Source organism: Kitasatospora sp. NPDC036755 (genome assembly GCF_040636595.1).
GTDB lineage: Bacteria > Actinomycetota > Actinomycetes > Streptomycetales > Streptomycetaceae > Kitasatospora.
The window spans coordinates 1-20,799 of the sequence record NZ_JBEZUT010000007.1; the positions used below are offsets into that span (position 1 = coordinate 1).

The window sequence follows — 20,799 nt, forward strand, 5'->3', positions numbered from 1 at the left end:
CCAGCAGGGCCGGCGAGATACCGGGACGCCCCAGATCCGCGTACATCTCCTCGAACTCACCCGAGACGAAGTCCTCGTCGTTGAACAACGGACCCAACGCGTCCCGCACCCGCATCTCGTCCGTCCCCCGCGGATGAACCCTGCGAGCCAACACCACGGTCTCCACCGGAATCCCCGACACCCCACCAGGACGCAGCACAGCCCACCCCCACAGACAGCCAACCCACCCCAACCAGCAGGAACCTACCGCCCCCACACCCACCCCGAACGACTTCGCCAGCAGAGTCCCTTCGACGGCTTCCCGTCGTCCTGTCACCCCTGCACGGCGAGCACCAGCGGCAGGACCGCGCTCGCCCCCGCCCGCCGCAGCAGCCGGGCGGCGACGGTGACCGTCCAGCCCGAGTCGACGAGGTCGTCCACCAGCAGCACCGGCCCGCCCGCGGCGGCCACCGCCTGCTCCACCTCCGGCGGCAGGACCAGTGCGCCGGCCAGCGAGTGCAGCCGCTGGGCGCTGTTGCTGCGGGCGCCGTGCGGGGGCAGTCCGCCGGCGTACTCGATCCGGCCGAGCAGCGGCATCCGCCCGATCTCGGCGATCCGCGCGCCGAGGCTGCCGACCAGCCGGGGCCTGGTCGAGGAGGCCATCGTCACCACGCCGACCGGCCGCTCCAGCCGGGTGCCCTCCGTCGTCGCGGGCCCGGCCCAGCCGCCCGGACCGCGGGCCCAGTCGGCGAGCACCGCCACCAGGGCGTCCACCGCCTCGCCGGGCACCGGCACGTCCGGCGCCTGCTCGGCGAGCAGGGTGCGCAGCCGGTTGCCCCAGCCGATGTCGGACAGCCGGCCGAGCGCCCGGCCGGTCTCCGCCTGCTCGCCCGCCGGGATCCGGCCCTTGAGCGGCACTCCGAGCGAGTCCATCCCGGTCGGCCAGAGCCGACGGGGTTCGAAGGTCACGCCGGGGCGGCCGAGGGCGGCCCGGGCGGCCGCCAGCGTCTCGTCGGTGACGTCCGGAGTGTGCCGCGGCCCCGCGCAGTTGTCGCACCGGCCGCACGGCACGGCCTGCTCGTCGTCGAGCTGGCGGCGCAGGAACTCCATCCGGCAGTCGGTGCCGGCCGCATAGTCGCGCATCGCCCGCTGCTCCGCCTCCCGGGAGGCGGCGACCTTGGCGTAGCGGGCGGTGTCGTACTCCCAGCTCTGGCCGGTGGCCGTCCAGCCGCCCTTCACCCGGCGGACGGCGCCGTCCACGTCGAGAACCTTGAGCATCGTCTCCAGCCGGGCCCGGCGCAGGTCCACCCGGGGCTCCAGGGCGGCGGTGGAGAGCGGCCGGCCGGCCTCGGCCAGCGCGTCGATGGTGCGGCGCACCTGCTCCTCCGGGGGGAAGGCCAGGGAGGCGAAGTAGCGCCAGATCGCCTCGTCCTCGCGGCCGGGCAGCAGCAGCACCTCGGCCCGGTCCACTCCGCGCCCGGCGCGGCCGACCTGCTGGTAGTAGGCGATCGGCGAGCTGGGCGAGCCGAGGTGCACCACGAAGCCGAGGTCCGGCTTGTCGAAGCCCATGCCGAGCGCGGAGGTGGCGACCAGCGCCTTGACCCGGTTGGCCAGCAGGTCGGCCTCGGCGGTGCGCCGCTCGGCGTCCTCGGTGCGACCGGAGTAGGAGGCCACCGTGAAGCCGCGCTCGCGCAGGAAGGCCGTCACCTCCTCGGTGGCGGCCACCGTCAGGGTGTAGACGATGCCCGAGCCGGGGAGCCGGTCGAGGTGGTCGGCCAGCCAGGCGAGGCGGTGCGCCGGGTCCGGCAGGGAGAGCACGCCCAGGGTGAGGCTCTCCCGGTCGAGCGGTCCGCGCAGCACCAGGGCGTGCTCGTCGGTGGCGCCGGTGCCGAGCTGCTCGGCGACGTCCGCGGTGACCCGCGCGTTGGCGGTGGCGGTGGTGGCCAGCACCGGGACGCCGGCCGGCAGGTCCGCGAGCATGGTGCGCAGCCGGCGGTAGTCGGGCCGGAAGTCGTGCCCCCAGTCCGAGATGCAGTGGGCCTCGTCGACCACCAGCAGGCCGGTGGAGGCGGCGAGCTCGGGCAGCACCTGGTCGCGGAAGTCCGGGTTGTTCAGCCGCTCGGGGCTGACCAGCAGGATGTCGACCTTCCCGGTGGCGACCTCCTCCTGGACCGCGGCCCACTCGTCGGTGTTGGCCGAGTTGATGGTGCGGGCGTGGATGCCGGCCCGGCCGGCCGATTCGACCTGGTTGCGCATCAGGGCGAGCAGCGGCGAGACGATCACCGTCGGGCCGGCGCCGCGGGCCCGGAGCAGGGCGGTCGCGATGAAGTAGACCGCGGACTTCCCCCAGCCGGTGCGCTGGACGACCAGCGCGCGGCGGCGGTCGACCACGAGGGCCTCGATGGCCGTCCACTGGTCCTCGCGCAGGGTGGCTCCGGGGCCCGCGAGCTCGCGCAGGACGGCCTCGGCCCGCGCCCGGACCTCGGCGCGGTCGGCGGTGGCGGTGGTGTGGATGTCGGGCTGCTGCATGGCGTCCATGTAACCCCGTACCGCCGACAAGCGACGAATGTGGGGCAGGGGAGGCGAGGGAAGATGAGGTGTATCTCATCTGCTCATCCGCTGAACGGCAGTCAAAACTTACCCGCAGGAGGGCGTGTCGCCTGCTCCGAATGAGTGAAGGGAAATTCGGGGGCGGAGTTATCCACAGAAAAAATTCGTTTCCGGTGCCGCCCGCGGATTGCGTCCACTCTTGCGGCCATGAACGCGATGAACAACGAACACGTCATTCTGTCCCTCGGCCCGGCCTCCGACCACCGGCAGGTCGTCATGCGCGGTCCGGCCGACATGGCCGAGCTGCTTCCGTACTTCCTGGGCTTCTACCCGGACGACAGCATCGTCGCGGTGGGGCTCCACGGCCCCGGCCTGCACCAGGGCGGGGTGATCCGGGCGGACCTGCCGCGGTCGTCCTCGCAGTGGCCGGTCGCGGCGGAGGAGACGGCCGCCCTGCTGATCGCACTCTCCGAGCGGCACGGGGCCCGGCCGCTCCAGGTGCTCCTCTACCTCTGCCAGGATCCCGCCGCGGCCCACGCCCCGCCGGTGGTGGACGGGCTGCGGCCGCTGGCGGAGGCCCTCCGGGCGGCCTTCGGGCGCCGGGGTGTGGCCGTCAAGGAGTCGCTGTGCGTCTCGGGCGGCCGCTGGTGGTCGTTCCTCTGCCGCGGCGACGGGTGCTGCGAAGCGGCGGGCAATCCGGTGCGGCGCAGCCCCGAACCCGGTCCGGCGGCGGCCGCCGCGACGGTGGCAGGCCTGGTGCCGCGCGGCAGCCGGAAGGCGATCATCGGCGGGTTGGACCCGGTCGGTCCGCCGGAGGACGCCGTCCAGCGCGAGGCGCTCGCCCGGGCCGAGGCCGTGGACGCGCTCGCCAGGGAGCAGCGCATCGCCCTGCTCGACCAGGCCGTCGCCGAGTTCCGGGCGGGAGCCAGGGAGCTCGATCCGGACCGGACGGCCCAGCTGCTGCTCGCCCTGCGGGACCGTCTGGTGCGGGACCGCGGCGTCGAGTACGCCCGGCCCGCCGAGCTGGCCCCGGCCGAGCGCCTCTGGCGCTTCCTCGCCCGGCGGGCCGTGCCTCCGTACGACGGCTGTGCGGTGGCCCCGCTCACCCTGCTGGCCTGGACGTCCTGGGTCGCCGGGGACACCGCGACGGCCCGGGTGGTGCTCGGGCACGTCCTGCGGCTCGCCCCCGGCTACCTGCTGGCCGATCTGCTCTACGAGTCGCTCAACGACGGCATGACGCCCCAGGGCCTGTTGGCCGCCGTCGAGGCCCAACGGCGGCGGCGCGAGGAGCCCGGCGCAGCGGCGGCCCCGGCCGACGGACCGCGGCCTCCGGCGGGTGGAGCGCCGAGCACCGAGGTGCCGTCGCCCGTCGAGGGGGCGTCCCCTCGTGCCGAAGCGGATCCCGGGCCCGATCGCCCGGGGGCGAGCGCGGCCCCGGGCGATCGGCCCGGACGGTCGCCCGGTGGCCGGCGGCGCCGGCGGGGCGGTCGTCGGAAGGCTTCCTCCGCGGCGTCGGCGCCCGCCGATCCGGGTCCCGGTGACGCCTCCGGCTCCGGAGGCCGGGAGCCGGAGGGCGGCGGGGCCGGGGCGGTGGCCCTGCTGCCGGCGCCGGGAAGGGCCGCTGCACCCGGGCACACCCGGGCGGCCGGGGAGTGGCCCGTCCGGGGCCTGCGGCTCGGCCGGGCCACGGCGGGTGCGCACGCTGCCCGCACCGGCCTCCACCGCTGCCGGGGCGTCCGGCGGGCGGAGAGAGGAGGGCACCGTGCGCACTGAGCGGCTTCGCGCCCCGGCGCCGGCCGGCGGGCCGCTACGCCTCGCCGTGCGCCATCCTGATCAGGCGGTCCAGCACCGCGCGGCCGCTCACCCGGAGGCCGTCGTGCTCCCACTCGTTGGTGATCCAGGTCCGCAGGCCGCGCACCGCGCGGGCGGTCTCCAGCGAGTCCGCGGTGTCCACGTACATGTCGTCGTGGTAGACCGCCGCCACGACCGGCACGGTGTTGGCGGCCAGCCGCGTCCGGTCGTACAGGTCGGGCCAGTCGGCGCGGGCGGCGAGCAGGTCCGCCGCCTCCTTCAGCGGGCGCAGCGCCGGGTCGGTGTCGAACATCCAGGGGTAGATCATCTCCCCGGTGAACAGCACCGGCGCGTCGGACTCCAGCGCGGCCCGGGCGTCGAACTGCGGGAACTCCTTGCGGACCCGCTCGGCCGCCCAGGCGGTGCCGCCTTGGTCCACCGACCGCTGGCCGTAGATCGACTCGTGCAGCACCGCGTACAGCGGGCCGCCCGCGAAGGAGAGCTGGGCCTGGGCGCCGGCCAGGAAGGTGTCGGAGAGCTCCGGCCCGGCCGCGCCCTCCACCCAGGCCTCCTCCAGCAGGTAGTGCAGCGTGCCGGAGCCGGCGCCGGCTCCGAGCAGCATGCCGAGGGCCTGGAACGCCTCGACGGTGAGCAGCCCGCCGTCCGGCAGGGGCGCGGGGGAGTCGGCGAGGTGTGCCGCGATCCGGCGCACCGCCTGGACGTCCTGCGGGAACCGGGCGTAGTGGCCCTCGTTCTTGCGGACCACCCGCGGGTAGGCGGCGCGGTAGACGTCGTCGGCCGAGCTGCCGAGTCCGGCCAGGCCACCGGTGATGAAGGCCTCGGTCAGGCCCTCGGGGGCGATGGAGAGGTAGGTGAGGGTGCAGAAGCCGCCGAAGCTCTGGCCGAGCACGCTCCAGCGCCGGTCGGCGCCGAGCAGCCGTTCGCGGATCAGCTCGGCGTCCCGGACGATCGAGTCCGCGCGGAAGTGGGCCAGGTAGTCCGCCTGCTCCTGCGGACCGCCGCGGCGGGCGAGGGTCTGCCGGGTCGCGGGGGTGGACCGCCCGGTGCCGCGCTGGTCGAGCAGGAGCACCCGGTAGTCGTCCAGGGCGCGATCCAGCCAGGAGTCCCGGCCGAGCGGTCGGGCGGCCTTGCCGCCCGGCCCGCCCTGGAGGAAGACCAGCCAGGGCAGGTCGTCCCGCTCGCGGCCTGCGGCCACCACTTCGCGGGCGTACACCTCGATCTGCTCGCCCTGCGGGGCGGCGTGGTCGAGCGGCAGCTGGAACACGTGGTCGGTCGTGACAATCCCGGGCAGCCGGCTGATGGCGGACATGCAACTCCTCGGTCTCTGCTGGTCACAGCGATGGCGTCGCGGTTCACGGGTCCACCGGGTGCGGGGGCCGCGACCCCCGCACCGTATCCTGGCGGCGGTCGAGCGCCGGTTCGAGCGTCCCACCCGCCAGACCTGACGCCCGACCTCGGCCGACGCCCGGCCCGAGCCGGTCCACCGCGGCGGTCCGTGGGCGGGTACGGACCCGGGGCGGACGGTGACGCCCGCGGCGAGGCCCCGGTGACGCTCCGACGGAAGCAGGCCGACGGAAGCGGTCCGGCCGCCCGGCAGCGCGGCTCCGACCAGCGGCGCAGCGGTGGTGCGTGACCTGGCGGCGGTGCGAGGCGTTCACCCCGGGGGCCTGCGCCCGGTCCGGGCGGGTCGATCGCCGGGCGGCACGGACCCGGCCGCCCGGGTCCGGCAGCGGCCGGCGGTCGTGCGCGGCACCACGGCCGGTCGCCGTCACGGGGCCGGGTGATCCGGCAGGCGGGGGCCGAGGGGGCAGGGCGTCACCGGTATGACGGGGCGCCGGACCTGACGGCGTGCCGGGCCCGGTGACGGGCCCCGGAACGAAGGCGCGGCGCGCCGGTACCGGCCCGGTACCGAGCACCGCATGGCACGGCCCGCCACCGGGTACGGCCAGACACGGCACACCCGCCGACGGGACAGGCCCGTCGGTCCGGCACCATCAGCACGCGATCGAGCACGCTCGCGGCCCACCGGCCTGACCCGGCCACCGGACCGCCGAGGGGAGGAGAGTCCGGTGACCGCCATGAGGCCACCACAGGCCATGCCGGCCGAGAGCGTGGTCGGCGCGCCGCCCAGGCCCGTGGGCCGTCCCGACCAGGTCCCGCCGGCGGGGCCCGCGGGCGCACCGCTCGGCCCCGGTCGAGCCGCGGCCCCGCCACGCCCGCAGCCGCCTGCCGTCCACCACGCGGTGATCTGCGTCAACGCCCCGGCGATGGCCGCGTCCGGCCCCGACGGCCAGCTGCGAGGCCACGGACTGCACGGCTTCTACCGCAACGGCGTCCGAGTGCTAGCCAGGATGGAGCTGCGGTTGGGCGGCATGGAGCCGCTGCCGCTCCAGGGCACCTTGACCAGCACCGCCCAGGCACGCTTCCTCGGCGCCGTCCGCCTCCCCGGCGACCTCGACCCGGATCCGGCGCTGACCGTCGAGCGGCTGCGGCATGCCGACGGCGTGGAGACGGTGCTCGTGCGCAACACCGGTCCGCGGCCCGCACGGCTGCCACTGGAGATAGCCCTCGGCACCGACCTCGGCCCGGTCGCCGAGATTGCCGCCGGGCACCGCCAGCCCGACCTGCCGGGCCAGGTGCAGTCCGCCGGACTGCGTTGGACGGGGCCGGTGCACAGCGCCGTGGTCAGCGCCCAGCCCTCCCCGCACGCCGTCCTGGCCGGTGCCGGAGTGCTCCGCTGGGACTTGGAGGTCCAGCCCGGCACCCGCTGGTCGGTCGAGCTGCACACCGCGTTGGAGAGCGCCACCGGTGGCCCGCGCCCGCCGGGCGGCCGCGGCGCCGGCGTCCCGCTGCCCTGGTCCGAGCCGGAGGTCCGCAGCGACGACACCCGGGCGGCTCCGCTGGTCTCCCGCTCGCTGGACGCCCTCGGCGGGCTGCTGTTCGCCGACCCGGACCGCCCGACCGACCTCTACCCGGCCTCCGGAGCGCCCTGGCGCTTCGGCCTGGCCCCGGCCGACGCGCTCTGGGCCGCCCGGCTGACCCTGCCGCTCGGCACCCGGCTGGCGGCCGGCACCCTCCGGGCGCTGGCCCGCCGCCAGCAGCTCGCCGCCCCCGGTCGCACCGAGGGCCTGCTGCCCGGCGCCCTGCGCCACGGCGGCCCGGAGCTGCCGCCCACCTGCACCGCCACCGAGGCCACCCTGCTGTTCGTCACGGTGCTGGCCGAGGCCTGGCGCTGGGGCCTGCCCCCGGCGGAGGTCGCCGAGCTGCTCCCGGCCGTCGAGCGGGCCCTGGCGGCCCTGCGAGAGGGTTTGGTCGACGGCTTCGTCACCGACCTGAGCCGCCCGGCCGAGGAACGCTCCGCCCACCCGGTCGCCGCCCGCGCCGAGGTCCAGGCACAGGCCCACCGCGCCGCCCTGCACGGGGCCGAGCTGCTGGAGGCCTTCGGGCGACCGGGCGCGGCGGAGTGGACGGGCTGGGCCGCCGCGCTGCGCGGGCGCTTCCGCGAGCGGTTCTGGGTCGACGACCTGTCCGGTGGTCGACCCGCGGCCGGGCTGGCGCCGGGCGGCCAACCGCTGCCCGCCGTCGCCTCCTCCCTGGTGCACCTGCTGGACACCGGGCTCGCCGTCGACGGCGGCCGGCACGAGAGCCTGCTGGACCGCGACCAGACCCGGCTGCTCGCCCAGCGCCTGGTCGCGCCCGAGCTGGACAGCGGTTGGGGCCTGCGCACACTGAGCGCGAAGTCCCCCCGCTTCAATCCGCTGGGCCACCGCGGCGGAGCGGTGCGGGTCCACGAGACGGCCCTGGCGGTCGCCGGACTGGCCGAGGCCGGACACGAGAACGAGGCCGGCACCCTGATGGAGGGCCTGCTCGCGGCGAGTGCCCACTTCGAGGGGCGGCTGCCGGAGATGTACGCGGGGGAGCAGCGCACCTCCGGCTGCCCACCGGTGCCGCACCCCGCGGCCTGCCGCCCGGCGGCGGTCTCCGCGGCCGGCGCCGTGCACGCGGTGTTCGCCCTGGCCGGAGTCCGGCCCGATGTCCCGGGCGGTCGGGTGCTGGTCCGCCCGGCCAGCACCGCGCCACTCGGCGAGCTGGAACTGACCGGTCTGCGGGTGGCGGGCGAGCCCTTCTCCGTCCGGGTGAGCCGGATCGGCGTGGCGATGGTGGAGGAGGCGTCCACGGACCTGCAACTCGTCGCCCGCTGAGCCCGCCCGCCGCCCGTCCGCACCCCGGGGCCGGTGACACCGGGTCACCGGCCCCGCGCCTGCCCGGTCCCGGGCCCGGGCGGCCCCGCGCGCACCACGCCGGGCCCGGAGAGGGCCGTCGGCACTGCACCGTCCACGTACGGGCCTGTGCTTATCGTCAGAGAGACGACTATGATCGTCATCATGTCGCGTTACGATCCGTCGGCCTTCCCCCCGTTCGCTGTCACGGTTGACCTGGTGGTGCTGACGGTGCGCGACCACTCGCTCTGCGCCCTGCTGGTCAGACGAGGCGAACCTCCGTTCCAGGGGTACTGGGCGCTGCCCGGCGGCTTCGTCCGCCCGGACGAGGGACTGGCCGAGGCCGCCTCCCGCGAGCTGGCCGAGGAGACCGGCCTGCGCGCCCACACCGCCCCCGGCCACGACGCGGTGGGCCCCGGCGCGGCCGGCGCCCACCATGAGCAGCTCGCCACCTACGGCCACCCGCAGCGCGACCCCCGGATGCGCGTGGTCAGTGTCGCCTACCTGGTGCTGGCCCCCGACCTGCCGACGCCCCGGGCCGGCGGCGACGCCAGCAGTGCCCGCTGGGCCCCGGTCGGCGAACTCCTCGGAGAGAACCCGGCCGACGGCGTCCCGCTCGCCTTCGACCACGGCCTGATCCTCGCCGACGGTGTGGAACGCGCCCGCTCCAAGATCGAGTACTCCTCCCTCGCCACCGCCTTCTGCCCGACCGAGTTCACCGTCGGCGAGCTGCGTCGGGTCTACGAGGCGGTCTGGGGCGTGGTGCTGGACCCGCGGAACTTCCACCGCAAGGTCACCGGCACCCCCGGCTTCCTGCTTCCCTCGGGCGGTACGACGACCCGTCAGGGCGGTCGTCCGGCCCAGCTTTTCACCGCCGGCGGCGCGACCGACCTCAACCCGCCCATGCTGCGCCCGGAGTCCTGAGCCCCGTCGGAGCTCCGTAGCGGTGCCCATGCCCGTACCCGTGCCCATGCCCGTACCCGTGCCCATGCCCGTGCCCGTGCCTGTGCCCGCGCCGGACCCGTGGCGCCCGCGTCCGGGTGCGGTCCCGGGCAGCCGAATGGCTCGGCCTGGCTGCGTCCCCGGGGGCGGCGGCGCAGAGTGTCGGTGGACGCTCCGGCCGCCGGGCCGGAGGCCTTCCGGCCCTGGGAGCCCCGCGATGGCCATCGAGGACTGTGCCGAGCAGCGAACCCTCATCGAGGCGCTGGCAGCCGACTACCGGAGCCTGGACGAGACCACCACCGCCACGGAGAAGGAGCTGGCCGCCCTGCAGGCCGCCCGGGCGGCACCCGAGGCGATCGCCGCCGTGGAGGAACGGCTGGCCGCGGAACGGGAGAGGCTGGGCGAGATCACGGTCGAGGGCCGGGCCGCCGTCGACGGGTTCCGCGCGGTGTGCGGCGGCGAGCGGCTCCCGCCGCCGCCCTGGCCTTCTCGGTGACGGCTGCACCCCTCCACCTTTACCGAACACGGCGCTCCGTCCGGCCGGAGCCGCCGGGACTGCCGAAACCCCCGAAGCCCGCGGGCACCATCAGTACATCGGCCCCACCGGCACCACCAGCCTCATCAGCCCCACCGGAACCACCAGCCCCACCGGTGTGACCGGTGCGTCAGAGCCCCGGAGCGGGCCGGTCGGCCGTGAATCGCAGGATCGGATTGTCCCCTGATCGGGTGAGGTGGGCAGCCAGCGGGCCCGCGCCGTTCCCGTAATGCCCGGAATAGCAGTCGCCGCCCCCTAATGTGCTGGCGCGGAGCCGAGCGGGTGCATGCCCGTCCGTCAGGGGTGCTCCGCGTGGAGCAGGTCGGCCGAGGGCATGGGAGCAGCCAGCGATGATCCAGATCACCGGACTGACCAAGGTCTATCGCAAGGGCGCTCCGCCCGCGGTGCTCGACCTGACCTTCGATGCCCGGCCCGGCACGGTGACCGCGCTGCTCGGCGCCGAGGGGGCGGGCAAGTCGACGGCACTGCGGCTGATGCTGGAACTCGAACGCGGCCAGGGCGTCACGCTCTTCGGCGGACGCCCGTACCGTCGGCTGCGCCACCCCGAGCGCGAGGTCGGGGTGCTGCTGACCGGCGCCGGGGGTGCAGCCGTGGCCGGACATCCGGGCCGCAAGGCGCGCAGCCACCTGCGGATGCTCGCCGCGGCCGTCGGCGTCCCGGCCCGGCGGGCCGACGAACTGCTGGAGCAGACCCGGCTGGCCGCCGTCGCCGGGCAGCGGCTGCGCACCTTCTCGCCGGGCATGCACCGTCGCCTCGCCCTGGCCTCCGCCCTGCTCGCGGACCCCGGCGCACTGCTGCTGGACGGTCCCGCCGACGGGCTGTCGCCGCGCAACGTCGAGTGGTTCCACTCCTTCCTGCGCTCCTTCGGAGCCGCCGGCGGAACGGTCCTCGTGACCACCCGCACTCCGCAGGAGGCCTCCCAACTCGCCGACCGGGTGGTCACCCTGGACCGCGGGCGGTTGGTGGCCGACCAGCCGGTCGCTGAGTTCCGGCGGACCAGGCTCAGCCCCGAAGTCGCCGTCCGGGGGCCGCAGATGGCGCGGTTGGCGGACCTGCTGGTCAGCCAGGGCGCGGACGTCCGGCGGGACGGCAGCGTCGGTCTCGCGGTGGCCGGCATCGACCGCACCGAGATCGGCGAACTCGCCTACCGCCACGGGATCCTGCTGCACGAACTGGCCGACCGGGTGGTCGAGCAGCCGGCGCCGCGAGTCGTCCTGCCGACCGGCTCGGGCCGCTCCGGCCGCCTCCGCCTCCACGCGGACGCCGAGTCGGGGCCGAGCCCGCAGTCGGCCGAGGAGCCCGCCGAGGTGCCGGCCGACGAGCCGATCCGGAGGTCGAGCCCGCCACCGGCCACCGATCGCACCCCCGAACCGATCACCGGGCCCGCCCCGGTCGAAGCCGCGAAGGCCCCGGTCGAGTTCACGGTGCCCCCGCCCCCGGCCGAACCCGCCACCACCGCCACCGCCACCGCCACCGCGACCGCCACCGCCTCCGCCGCCACCGCGACCGCCTCCAGCCCCGAACCCACCGTCTCCGCCCCCGGGGCCACCACCACCCCGAGGCGCGGCGCTCCCCGTCGCCGGGAGGACGGTTCCCTGCCCACCCGCGCCCTGCCCGCCGTGGCCGTCGCCGCCGCCCTTCCCGCCGCCGCACTGCCCGTCCTCAGCGCACCCGGTCGCCGCCCCGAGCCCGGCCGTCGCCCCGAGCCCGGTCGCCGCCCCGAACCCGCGGGCCGCCGCTCGGAGCCGACCGCGGGGACCGGGCCCGACGAGAGCGCCGAAGCCGGCCCCACCGTGTCCGTCGAGCGGCTCTTCCGGGACGAACCGGTCCCGGCGCGTCCGCTGACACCCGTCCGGGTCCGGCCGCTGGGCCGCAGGGGGAGCGCCGACGACCTGCGCACCGACGACACCGTCCGGCTCCGCCGTTCCGCCTCGGGTGCCACCGCCGTCCGGGCCGTGGCCGCCCAGGCCCCTGCCGCCCCGGCGCCGGCCGCCGCCCTCCCCGCAGCCCCGGCCATCTCCGCCACCCCCGACGACCACCGGAGCGAGTGAACCGTGCGTGTCCTGGCCTACGAGCTGCGCCGCCTGCGCGGCCTGCGATCCACCTGGCTGCTGCTCGCCGCCGTGCTGCTCGGCGACGCCGTCGTGGCCGCCGTGCCGGCGAGCCAGGCCCCGGACGGTCTGCTGTCCGCCCCGGCCGGGGTGCGGCTGCTGACCGCCGCCGTCCCGCTGAGCCCGCTGCCCTTCGCCGCGCTCGGCGCCGGGGTGCTGGGCGCGCTCTCGTACGGGCACGAGGTGCGCCACCCGGGGCTGCCGGCCTCGCAGGTGTCGTACCTGCGCCGGCTGCGGCTGCTGCTGGCCAAGCTGTTGGTGGTCGGGCCGGTGGCGGCGCTGCTGGCGTCGGCCACGCTGTTGCTCGACGCGGTGGTCGTGCACCTGGCGTTGCCGGACGGCGTCACCGTGGCGGCCTGGTCGGATCCGGCCGCGCTGTCGGACCGGGTGTCCGAGCTGGTGACCGGTGCCGGGATGTCGGGGCTGTCCGACCTGCCGGGGGTGTTCGCCCCGCTCGGGCTGTCGGCCGGCCACGGGGTGCCCGCCGCGCTGCTGGCCTTCGTCCTGCTCACCGTGGTGGCCGGCTGGACCGGGGTGCTGACCGCTTCGCTGACCCGCAGTGCCGCGGCCGGGGTGCTGCTGCTGTGCGCGCTGCCGCCGCTCCTGGAGTCCGGCGTCGCCCTGCTGCTGCGCCACACCGGCAGGCCGTGGCCGACCCGGGCGGCCGAGCTCCTGCCCTTCCAGTCCGGGATCGAGTGGGCCTACGGCTGGGTGTACGGCGGCGGTGCGCACGAAGCGGCGGCCGGGAGCGCGGCGTTGAGCGATCCGGCGCTGCTCGCGGCGGTCGCGGCCCCCGCGGCGCTCCTGCTGCTCGCGGCCCTGCTGGTCCAGGCCCGCCGCCGCGCGCTGTAGCCGTGCCCTGTGGCGGCGTCATGGGGCGGGCCCGGTAGGTGCGCCCCCAGGGGCCCGCCCGTGCAGGGCTCGAGGCTCTCCGGGCGGGGCGTGTCCGGGACTTCCAAGATCGACCAGCAGTGACCGTATTGCACTTTTCGCCCTGATAAGAAGTCAATTATCCAGTCACCGTCGATCACCCTTTCGTGTGCTTTTCACGAGAATTCTCAAGCCACGCCCGCCTATCGCCGACAAAGGAGGCGTGAGTACCCTTGCGCACCCCACCATGACCCCCGCCCGTTCCACCGAAGGGCCCATCCACGGTCCCGGCGACCTGGACCGCTTCTCGTACGCCGACCGGCCGACCCCGCCGGCGCCCCGCTGGGAGGGCGCCGAGTCCGACATCGCCAGGGTCGGCCGCAAGACCACCAGCAGCCGAGGCCGCGGTCTGCACGGCCAGCTGGTCCAGCAGCTCGGCCAGATGATCGTCTCCGGCGACCTCGGCGCCGACCGTCCGCTGGTGCCGGAGGAGATCGGCCAGCGGTTCGAGGTCTCCCGCACCGTCGTCCGCGAGTCGCTGCGCGTGCTGGAGGCCAAGGGCCTGGTCAGCGCCCGGCCGAACGTCGGCACTCGGGTCCGCCCGGTCGGCGACTGGAACCTGCTGGACCCGGACATCATCGAGTGGCGCGCCTTCGGCCCGCAGCGGGACGAGCAGCGCCGGGAACTCTTCGAGCTCCGCTGGGCGATCGAGCCGCTGGCGGCCCGGCTCGCCGCCGGCCACGGCCGGGAGGACGTCCAGCAGCGGCTGGTCGAGCTGGTCGAGATCATGGGCCACGCCGCCTCCCAGGCCGACCTCTCGACGTACACCCGGGCCGATGCCGAGCTGCACGGTCTGATCCTCCAGATGGCCGGCAACCGGATGCTGGAGCACCTGTCCGGGATCGTCGCCTGCGCGCTGCAGGTCTCGGGCGGTCCGGCCATCTCCTGCGAGCGGCCCGCCGAATCCTCGGTGGGCCTGCACGCCCGGCTGGTGGACGCGTTGGGCGCCGGCGACGGCACCGCGGGCGAGGCCGCGATGCGGGCCCTGCTCACCGTCCATCCCGAGATCGAGCCGTCCGTCCCCGCGCCCAGGGAGCACTGAACGGGCTGTTCTCACGAGCGGAGGCGCCGGATGGCGGCGGTCCGCTCCGCCAGGGCCCTCCGGCCGCACCGCGCGGCGCAGCCGGAGGGCCTCCGCATGCCGTCGCCCGGCGGTAGGCCCGCGAAGGGGTCCGTGAGGGGGTTCGCCCTCGATGGGGCGGCCGGTGAAGGCGCCGGCGGGAGTCGACCTCATCATTCGCTCTGCTCATGACAACAATTCGCCCTGGGAGTGCGCGATGATGGAAGCGGCCCCGGGTCGCGGGCGCCGGTGGTGTGACCCGCGACACGAAGGCCATGCGTAACACTTGACGAGTAGCAGCGATGTGTCCTGAGCGGAAGCAGCTCCGGAATACTCCAACATGTCAGAATGCTGTGTTGGTCCGCGGCGCTGCTGCCGTCCTGCAAACCCAGTCCTCAAGCCCGAGTCGGTCGGAATCGACACCGCGCGCCCGACGCGCGATCTCCTTCCCCGCCCGCTTGGGCGGCCGGTACGGGTTCGAGTCCACTCATCGTCCGAGAGGTTGTTCGTGTCGGCCAGCACATCCCGTTCACTTCCCCCCGAGATCGCCGAGTCCGCGGCTCTGCTGGCGCTCATCGAGCGGGGCAAGGCCCAGGGGCAGATCGCCGGTGACGACGTGCGCCAGGCGTTCGAGGCGGACCAGATCCCGGTCACCAAGTGGAAGAACGTCATGCGCAGCCTCAACCAGGTGCTGATTGAGGAGGGGGTGGACCTCATGGTCAGCGCGGCCGAACCGGCCGGCGCCAAGCGCAAGAGCGTTGCTGCCAAGAGCCCCACCAAGCGCACCGCCACCAAGGCTGTCACCACCCGGACCCCGGCCGCCTCGTCGGCCCCGACCAAGCCGCCCGTGCGGATCGCCCCCGGCGCTCCCGTCGCGGCTCCGGCCGTCGCCGCCGCCGCGGCCCCGGCCCCCACCGTCTCCGCCGAGATCACCGGCGTCGCCGGCACCGAGGTGAAGGCGGTTCCCGCCAAGAAGGCCGCTCCGGCCAAGAAGGCCGCCGCCAAGAAGACCGCGGCGCCTGCCAAGAAGACCGCCGCCAAGAAGACTGCCGCCGGCAAGAACGCCAAGGGCGACGAGGAGCTGCTCGGCGAGGAGGAGCTGCTCGAGGACGCCGCTCTGCCCGGTGAGAAGACCGAGGCCGAAGGCACTGGTCCGGAGGAGGAGTCGGAGGGCTTCGTCCTCTCCGACGACGACGAGGACGACGCGCCGGCCCAGCAGGTCGCCGTCGCCGGCGCCACCGCCGACCCGGTCAAGGACTACCTGAAGCAGATCGGCAAGGTCCCGCTGCTCAACGCCGAGCAGGAGGTCGAGCTCGCCAAGCGCATCGAGGCCGGCCTGTTCGCCGAGGACAAGCTCTCGGCCGCCGACAAGCTCGCCCCGAAGCTCAAGCGCGAGCTGGAGATCATCGCCGAGGACGGCCGCCGGGCCAAGAACCACCTGCTGGAGGCCAACCTCCGCCTGGTGGTCTCGCTGGCCAAGCGCTACACCGGTCGCGGCATGCTCTTCCTGGACCTCATCCAGGAGGGCAACCTCGGTCTGATCCGTGCGGTCGAGAAGTTCGACTACACCAAGGGCTACAAGTTCTCGACCTACGCCACCTGGTGGATCCGCCAGGCGATCACCCGCGCCATGGCCGACCAGGCCCGCACCATCCGCATCCCGGTGCACATGGTCGAGGTCATCAACAAGCTGGCCCGCGTCCAGCGCCAGATGCTCCAGGACCTGGGCCGCGAGCCCACCCCGGAGGAGCTGGCCAAGGAACTCGACATGACCCCCGAGAAGGTCATCGAGGTCCAGAAGTACGGCCGCGAGCCGATCTCGCTGCACACCCCGCTGGGCGAGGACGGCGACAGCGAGTTCGGTGACCTGATCGAGGACTCCGAGGCGGTTGTCCCGGCCGACGCGGTCTCCTTCACCCTGCTCCAGGAGCAGCTGCACTCGGTGCTGGACACCCTGTCCGAGCGCGAGGCGGGCGTGGTCTCGATGCGCTTCGGCCTGACCGACGGCCAGCCGAAGACGCTGGACGAGATCGGCAAGGTGTACGGGGTCACCCGTGAGCGCATCCGCCAGATCGAGTCGAAGACCATGTCGAAGCTGCGCCACCCGTCGCGTTCCCAGGTGCTGCGCGACTACCTGGACTGATCGACCGGCTGTACCGATCGACGCACGTCGTTCCACGCGAAGGCCCGGAGCCGCACGGCTCCGGGCCTTCGCGGCTGTCCGGGCCCGGGCGGCGGCCCGCCCGCGACCTGGGACCGGCCCGCCCGCGGCCCGGTCCCGTCAGCGTCCGGGTGGCGGATGTCCCTCGTCCGGGTGGCGGCGCGGCGGGAAGGGGTCGCACCGTGTAGTCGTTCACCTACGCTGTGCCGGTTGCCTGCTTCCGAGCCTCCTGGAGTCACGGTGCCGACCGAGCCGGACCGCACAGACCTGCCGACGCCCACCCCGTTCCCGGTCGGCCCCGCCGGCCCCGCAGACCCCGCCGGTCCGGCCTGCTCGGCGGATCCGGCCGCCGGTCGGTCCGGCCGCCGGGGCAGGGCCGCCGTGCTGGCGCTGCTCGCCGCCGTGCCGGTCCCGCTGGTCGCCCTCGGTACCGCGGCGCCGGCCGAGGCGCAGCGCCGGGTGGTCGGCGGCGCGGCGGCCAGCACCAAGGACCACCCGTGGATCGTGGCGCTGTCCAGTCGCCAGCAGTTCGGCAGCGGCCGTTCCGGCCAGTTCTGCGGGGGCGCGCTGGTCACCCCGACCAAGGTGGTGACGGCCGCGCACTGCTTCTACGACGAGGCCAAGGGCCGGGTGGACCGGCCAGGCCTCAAGGTGGTCGTCGGCCGGGACGACATGCGCGGCACGGCCGGCCGCGAGGTCGGGGTGCGGTCGGTCTGGATCCACCCCGACTACTCCTTCACCGCCAACATGAACGACGTCGCGGTGATCACCCTTGCCGAGTCCCAGGGTGCCCGGCCGGTGGTCGAGCTGGTCGGGCAGGGCGAGACGGCGCCGTACGCGGCCGGGACGACGACGCAGGTGTACGGCTGGGGCGACACCACCGGGCGGGGCGACTACTCGCCCGTGCTGCGCGGGGTCTCCGTGCCGATCGTGCCGGACCGGACCTGCGCGCAGGCCTATCCCGGCGGGCAGGACGGGAAGTTCGACGCCCGGGGCATGGTCTGCGCGGGCGAGGAGCGGGGCGGCAAGGACGCCTGCCAGGGCGACAGCGGCGGCCCGATGGTCGTCGACGGCCGGCTGGTGGGCCTGGTGTCCTGGGGCACGGGCTGTGCCGAGGCGGCCCACCCGGGCGTCTACACCAGGGTCTCCTCGGTCGCGGACGCGGTGCGCTCGGAGCTGTGAACGCCTCCGCGTGCGGTGCGGGCCCCGGGCCGCGGTGCGTTCGGCGCTGCGGCGACCGCGTCGGGTGAGCGCCCGGTCACCTACTGGGGCCGGGTCCTGACGCAGCGTCGGCCGGGACGGCTGTGGCGGACGGGTCTTCGCCGGGCCCGGGAAAGCGTGCCGGGGTACGTGCCGGGGTACAGCAGAGCCGGGCGATCGGCCCCGAGGGGGTCGTTCGCCCGGCCCACCGGTCGCGCGCGGTGCGCGACCGGACACAGCTCGAAGCCGTCTGCTGGTCTTGGTGCCCGGGATCAGCGCTCGTCGTCGGAGGCCGTCGCGGTGGTCGTGGTGAGACGGCCGCTCTCGTCCTGTATCTCCACGGCGATCTTCTTGAGCTCGGGCTCGAACTTCCGGCCGTGGTGGGCACAGAAGAGCAGCTCTCCGCCGCTGGCGAGTACGACGCGCAGGTAGGCCTGGGCGCCGCAGCGGTCGCAGCGGTCAGCCGCGGTGAGCGGGCTCGCAGGGGTCAGAACAGTAGTCACGTCGCCTCTTCTCTAGCTCGACGAGCTGTCGTACCAGGGTCAACATCCAACCAGGCCGAAAACGTTCCCGCTCGTGGCTTTTCTTCTCTGAGGATTCTGCTGTGTTGATGAGGACGTGCCCCGGGCGCCGGTGGTTCATGCCTGCCGGAAACCGGGATCCGCCCGTCGCTCGAACGCCCGATCGGGATCGGGTGCGAGGTCCGCGTAGCATAATCCTCTGCCGGGTTGGAGCATAAGCCCCGTCCCGGGCCCCGGTAGCCTGCATAACGGCAGTTCCGGAGCCTGCGCCCGGCCCCACGATCCGCCAGGACCGGTGGTACCGGGAGGAGATGGCGCCCCCGGGGCTCGTACCCGGGTGCGGTGCTTGTTCGCGCAGCGCGTACAAGCTGCGCGGGACCGGCCCGTCGTGCTGCGCACCCACCGCAGGGGTTCGGGCACGCAGGGCGACGGATGTCGGTGCGGCGTGCTGCACTGGCGTTTGGTCCGGATGCGTCCGGATGTGACCGATGAGACAGATCTTCACCGAGGAGTGTGCCGCGTGAGTGCCGAAACGACCGTGCCGTCCGCGCTGCTGGCCGGCGACGACGGTTCCAACTACACCGCGCGGCACCTGCTCGTCCTGGAGGGCCTGGAGGCGGTCCGCAAGCGCCCCGGCATGTACATCGGCTCGACCGACAGCCGCGGTCTGATGCACTGCCTCTGGGAGATCATCGACAACTCCGTCGACGAGGCGCTCGGCGGCTACTGCGACCGCATCGACGTGGTGCTGCACCCCGACTCCTCCGTCGAGGTCCGGGACAACGGGCGCGGCATCCCGGTCGACGTCGAGCCCAAGACCGGGCTGTCCGGCGTCGAGGTCGTGATGACCAAGCTGCACGCCGGCGGCAAGTTCGGTGGCGGCTCGTACGCGGCCTCCGGCGGTCTGCACGGCGTCGGCGCCTCGGTCGTCAACGCGCTCTCCGCCCGCCTCGACGTCGAGGTCGACCGCAGTGGGCACACCCACGCGATCAGCTTCCGCCGCGGCACCCCCGGCATCTTCACCGAGACCAGCCCGGACGCGCCCTTCGAGCCCGGCAACGGCCTGACCAGGACGCGCAAGGTGCCGAAGGCCCGCACCGGCACCCGGATCCGCTACTGGGCCGACCGGCAGATCTTCCTCAAGGACGCCAGGCTCTCCCTGGAGACGCTGCACAGCCGCGCCCGGCAGACCGCCTTCCTGGTCCCCGGCCTGACCATCGTGGTGCGTGACGAGCGGCTCACCGAGAGCGAGAAGATCGAGGAGTCGGTCTTCCGCTACGACGGCGGCATCGCCGAGTTCTGCGAGTTCCTGGCCCCGGACAAGCCGGTCTGCGACGTGCTGCGGCTGCGCGGCGAGGGCACCTTCAAGGAGACCGTGCCGGTCCTGGACGACCTCGGCCACATGACCCCCACCGAGGTGACGCGCCACCTCGGGGTGGACATCGCGCTGCGCTGGGGCGCCGGCTACGACACCACCCTGCGCTCCTTCGTCAACATCATCGCCACCCCCAAGGGCGGCACCCACGTCACCGGCTTCGAGCGCTCGCTGGCCAAGACCGTCAACGAGGCGCTGCGGGCGGGCAAGCTGCTGCGCGTCGCCGAGGACGACATCACCAAGGACGACGCCACCGAGGGCCTCACCGCGGTGGTCACCGTCCGGCTCGCCGAGCCGCAGTTCGAGGGCCAGACCAAGGAGGTGCTCGGCACCTCGGCGGCCAACCGGATCGTCGCCGCCGTCGTCGCCAAGGAGCTCAAGGCCTTCCTCACCTCGACCAAGAAGGACCAGAAGCTCCAGGCCCGGGCCGTGCTGGACAAGGTCGTCGCGGCCGCCCGCACCCGGGTCGCCGCCCGCCAGCACAAGGAGGCCCAGCGCCGCAAGACCGCGCTGGAGACCAGCTCGCTGCCCGCCAAGCTGGCCGACTGCCGCAGCGACGACGTCGACCGCAGCGAACTCTTCATCGTCGAGGGCGACTCCGCGCTCGGCACCGCCAAACTCGCCCGCAACTCCGAGTTCCAGGCGCTGCTGCCGATCCGCGGCAAGATCCTCAACGTGCAGAAGGCCTCGGTGAGCGACATGCTCAAGAACGCCGAGTGCGCCGCGATCATCCAGGTGATAGGGGCCGGCTCCGGCCGCACCTTCGACATCGACCAGGCCCGCTACGGCCGCGTCATCTTCATGGCCGACGCCGATGTCGACGGCTCGCACATCCGCACCCTGCTGCTCACCCTCTTCCACCGCTACATGCGCCCGATGGTCGAGCAGGGCCGGGTCTTCGCCGCCGTGCCCCCGCTGCACCGGATCGAGCTCACCAACCCCAAGCGCGGCCAGGAGAAGTACCACTACACCTACTCCGACGCCGAACTGCGCTCCACGCTCCTGGAGTTCCAGCGCAAGAACATGCGCTGGAAGGACCCGGTGCAGCGCTACAAGGGCCTGGGCGAGATGGACGCCGACCAGCTGGCCGAGACCACCATGGACCCGCGCCACCGCACGCTGCGCCGGATCAACCTGGGCGACCTGGAGCAGGCCGAGAAGATCTTCGACCTGCTGATGGGCAACGACGTCGCCCCGCGCAAGGAGTTCATCGTGGACTCGGCGGCCACCCTGGACCGCTCCCGCATCGACGCCTGACGCGGGCGCCCCGCACAGGCCGGGGCGCCCCGCCCGCGCGGGCCCTCCACCCACGGGTGGAGGGCCCGCGCGTTCGCGTTCCACCCGGGGTCCACCCCGGCTCCGATCAGCGGGAACCGGCGGAT

Annotated in this window: 13 protein-coding genes; 10 read left to right on the plus strand and 3 right to left on the minus strand. The window is 74.6% G+C overall.

Annotated features, from left to right (window positions below; all coding sequences use genetic code 11):
* Positions 1–312 precede the first annotated feature (312 nt).
* Positions 313–2,508 carry a RecQ family ATP-dependent DNA helicase gene (locus tag AB0E96_RS02195; RefSeq protein ID WP_359817441.1) on the minus strand — a complete coding sequence of 732 codons (2,196 nt, stop codon included), beginning with the start codon at positions 2,506–2,508 and terminating at the stop codon, positions 313–315.
* Between the two features lie 228 nt (positions 2,509–2,736).
* Here AB0E96_RS02195 and AB0E96_RS02200 point away from each other — a divergent pair, with 228 nt between their 5' ends.
* Complete coding sequence (locus tag AB0E96_RS02200) at positions 2,737–4,302, plus strand: DUF4192 domain-containing protein (RefSeq protein ID WP_359817443.1); 1,566 nt, start codon at positions 2,737–2,739, stop codon at positions 4,300–4,302.
* A gap of 34 nt (positions 4,303–4,336) precedes the next feature.
* Here AB0E96_RS02200 and AB0E96_RS02205 read toward each other — a convergent pair whose 3' ends face one another.
* Positions 4,337–5,650: an alpha/beta fold hydrolase gene (locus AB0E96_RS02205; RefSeq protein WP_359817445.1), complete on the minus strand. Its 1,314-nt coding sequence runs from the start codon at positions 5,648–5,650 to the stop codon at positions 4,337–4,339.
* A gap of 769 nt (positions 5,651–6,419) precedes the next feature.
* Here AB0E96_RS02205 and AB0E96_RS02210 point away from each other — a divergent pair.
* The 8 genes from AB0E96_RS02210 (at position 6,420) to AB0E96_RS02245 (ending at position 17,503) form a co-directional block, all read left to right on the plus strand.
* Positions 6,420–8,543 carry a glycogen debranching N-terminal domain-containing protein gene (locus AB0E96_RS02210; protein WP_359817511.1) on the plus strand — a complete coding sequence of 708 codons (2,124 nt, stop codon included), beginning with the start codon at positions 6,420–6,422 and terminating at the stop codon, positions 8,541–8,543.
* Positions 8,544–8,726: 183 nt separating this feature from the next.
* Entirely contained in the window at positions 8,727–9,485 is a 759-nt protein-coding gene (locus AB0E96_RS02215) for an NUDIX domain-containing protein (protein WP_359817447.1), read from the plus strand.
* A 235-nt stretch (positions 9,486–9,720) separates the two neighbouring features.
* Positions 9,721–9,999: a hypothetical protein gene (locus tag AB0E96_RS02220; RefSeq protein ID WP_359817449.1), complete on the plus strand. Its 279-nt coding sequence runs from the start codon at positions 9,721–9,723 to the stop codon at positions 9,997–9,999.
* 389 nt (positions 10,000–10,388) lie between these two features.
* Positions 10,389–12,110 (plus strand): ATP-binding cassette domain-containing protein, encoded by a 1,722-nt coding sequence (locus AB0E96_RS02225; protein WP_359817451.1) that lies wholly within the window; start codon positions 10,389–10,391, stop codon positions 12,108–12,110.
* Positions 12,111–12,113: 3 nt separating this feature from the next.
* Positions 12,114–13,022: a hypothetical protein gene (locus tag AB0E96_RS02230; RefSeq protein ID WP_359817453.1), complete on the plus strand. Its 909-nt coding sequence runs from the start codon at positions 12,114–12,116 to the stop codon at positions 13,020–13,022.
* 187 nt (positions 13,023–13,209) lie between these two features.
* Positions 13,210–14,142, plus strand: coding sequence for a FadR/GntR family transcriptional regulator (locus AB0E96_RS02235; protein WP_359817455.1), 933 nt, complete (start codon positions 13,210–13,212; stop codon positions 14,140–14,142).
* 520 nt (positions 14,143–14,662) lie between these two features.
* Positions 14,663–16,303, plus strand: a complete 1,641-nt coding sequence (locus AB0E96_RS02240) for an RNA polymerase sigma factor (protein ID WP_359817457.1) — start codon at positions 14,663–14,665, stop codon at positions 16,301–16,303.
* Positions 16,304–16,561: 258 nt separating this feature from the next.
* The gene (locus AB0E96_RS02245; protein ID WP_359817459.1) at positions 16,562–17,503 is read left to right on the plus strand and encodes a serine protease; all 942 of its coding nucleotides are present in this window, start codon (positions 16,562–16,564) and stop codon (positions 17,501–17,503) included.
* A 290-nt stretch (positions 17,504–17,793) separates the two neighbouring features.
* Here the strand turns inward: AB0E96_RS02245 and AB0E96_RS02250 are convergent, their stop codons facing one another.
* A complete protein-coding gene (locus tag AB0E96_RS02250; protein ID WP_355269382.1) occupies positions 17,794–18,024 on the minus strand; it encodes a hypothetical protein in 231 nt (76 codons plus the stop codon).
* A 538-nt stretch (positions 18,025–18,562) separates the two neighbouring features.
* On the opposite strand from AB0E96_RS02250, the gene AB0E96_RS02255 reads away from it, so the two are divergent.
* Positions 18,563–20,674, plus strand: coding sequence for a DNA topoisomerase IV subunit B (locus AB0E96_RS02255; RefSeq protein ID WP_359817461.1), 2,112 nt, complete (start codon positions 18,563–18,565; stop codon positions 20,672–20,674).
* Positions 20,675–20,799: the final 125 nt, after the last annotated feature.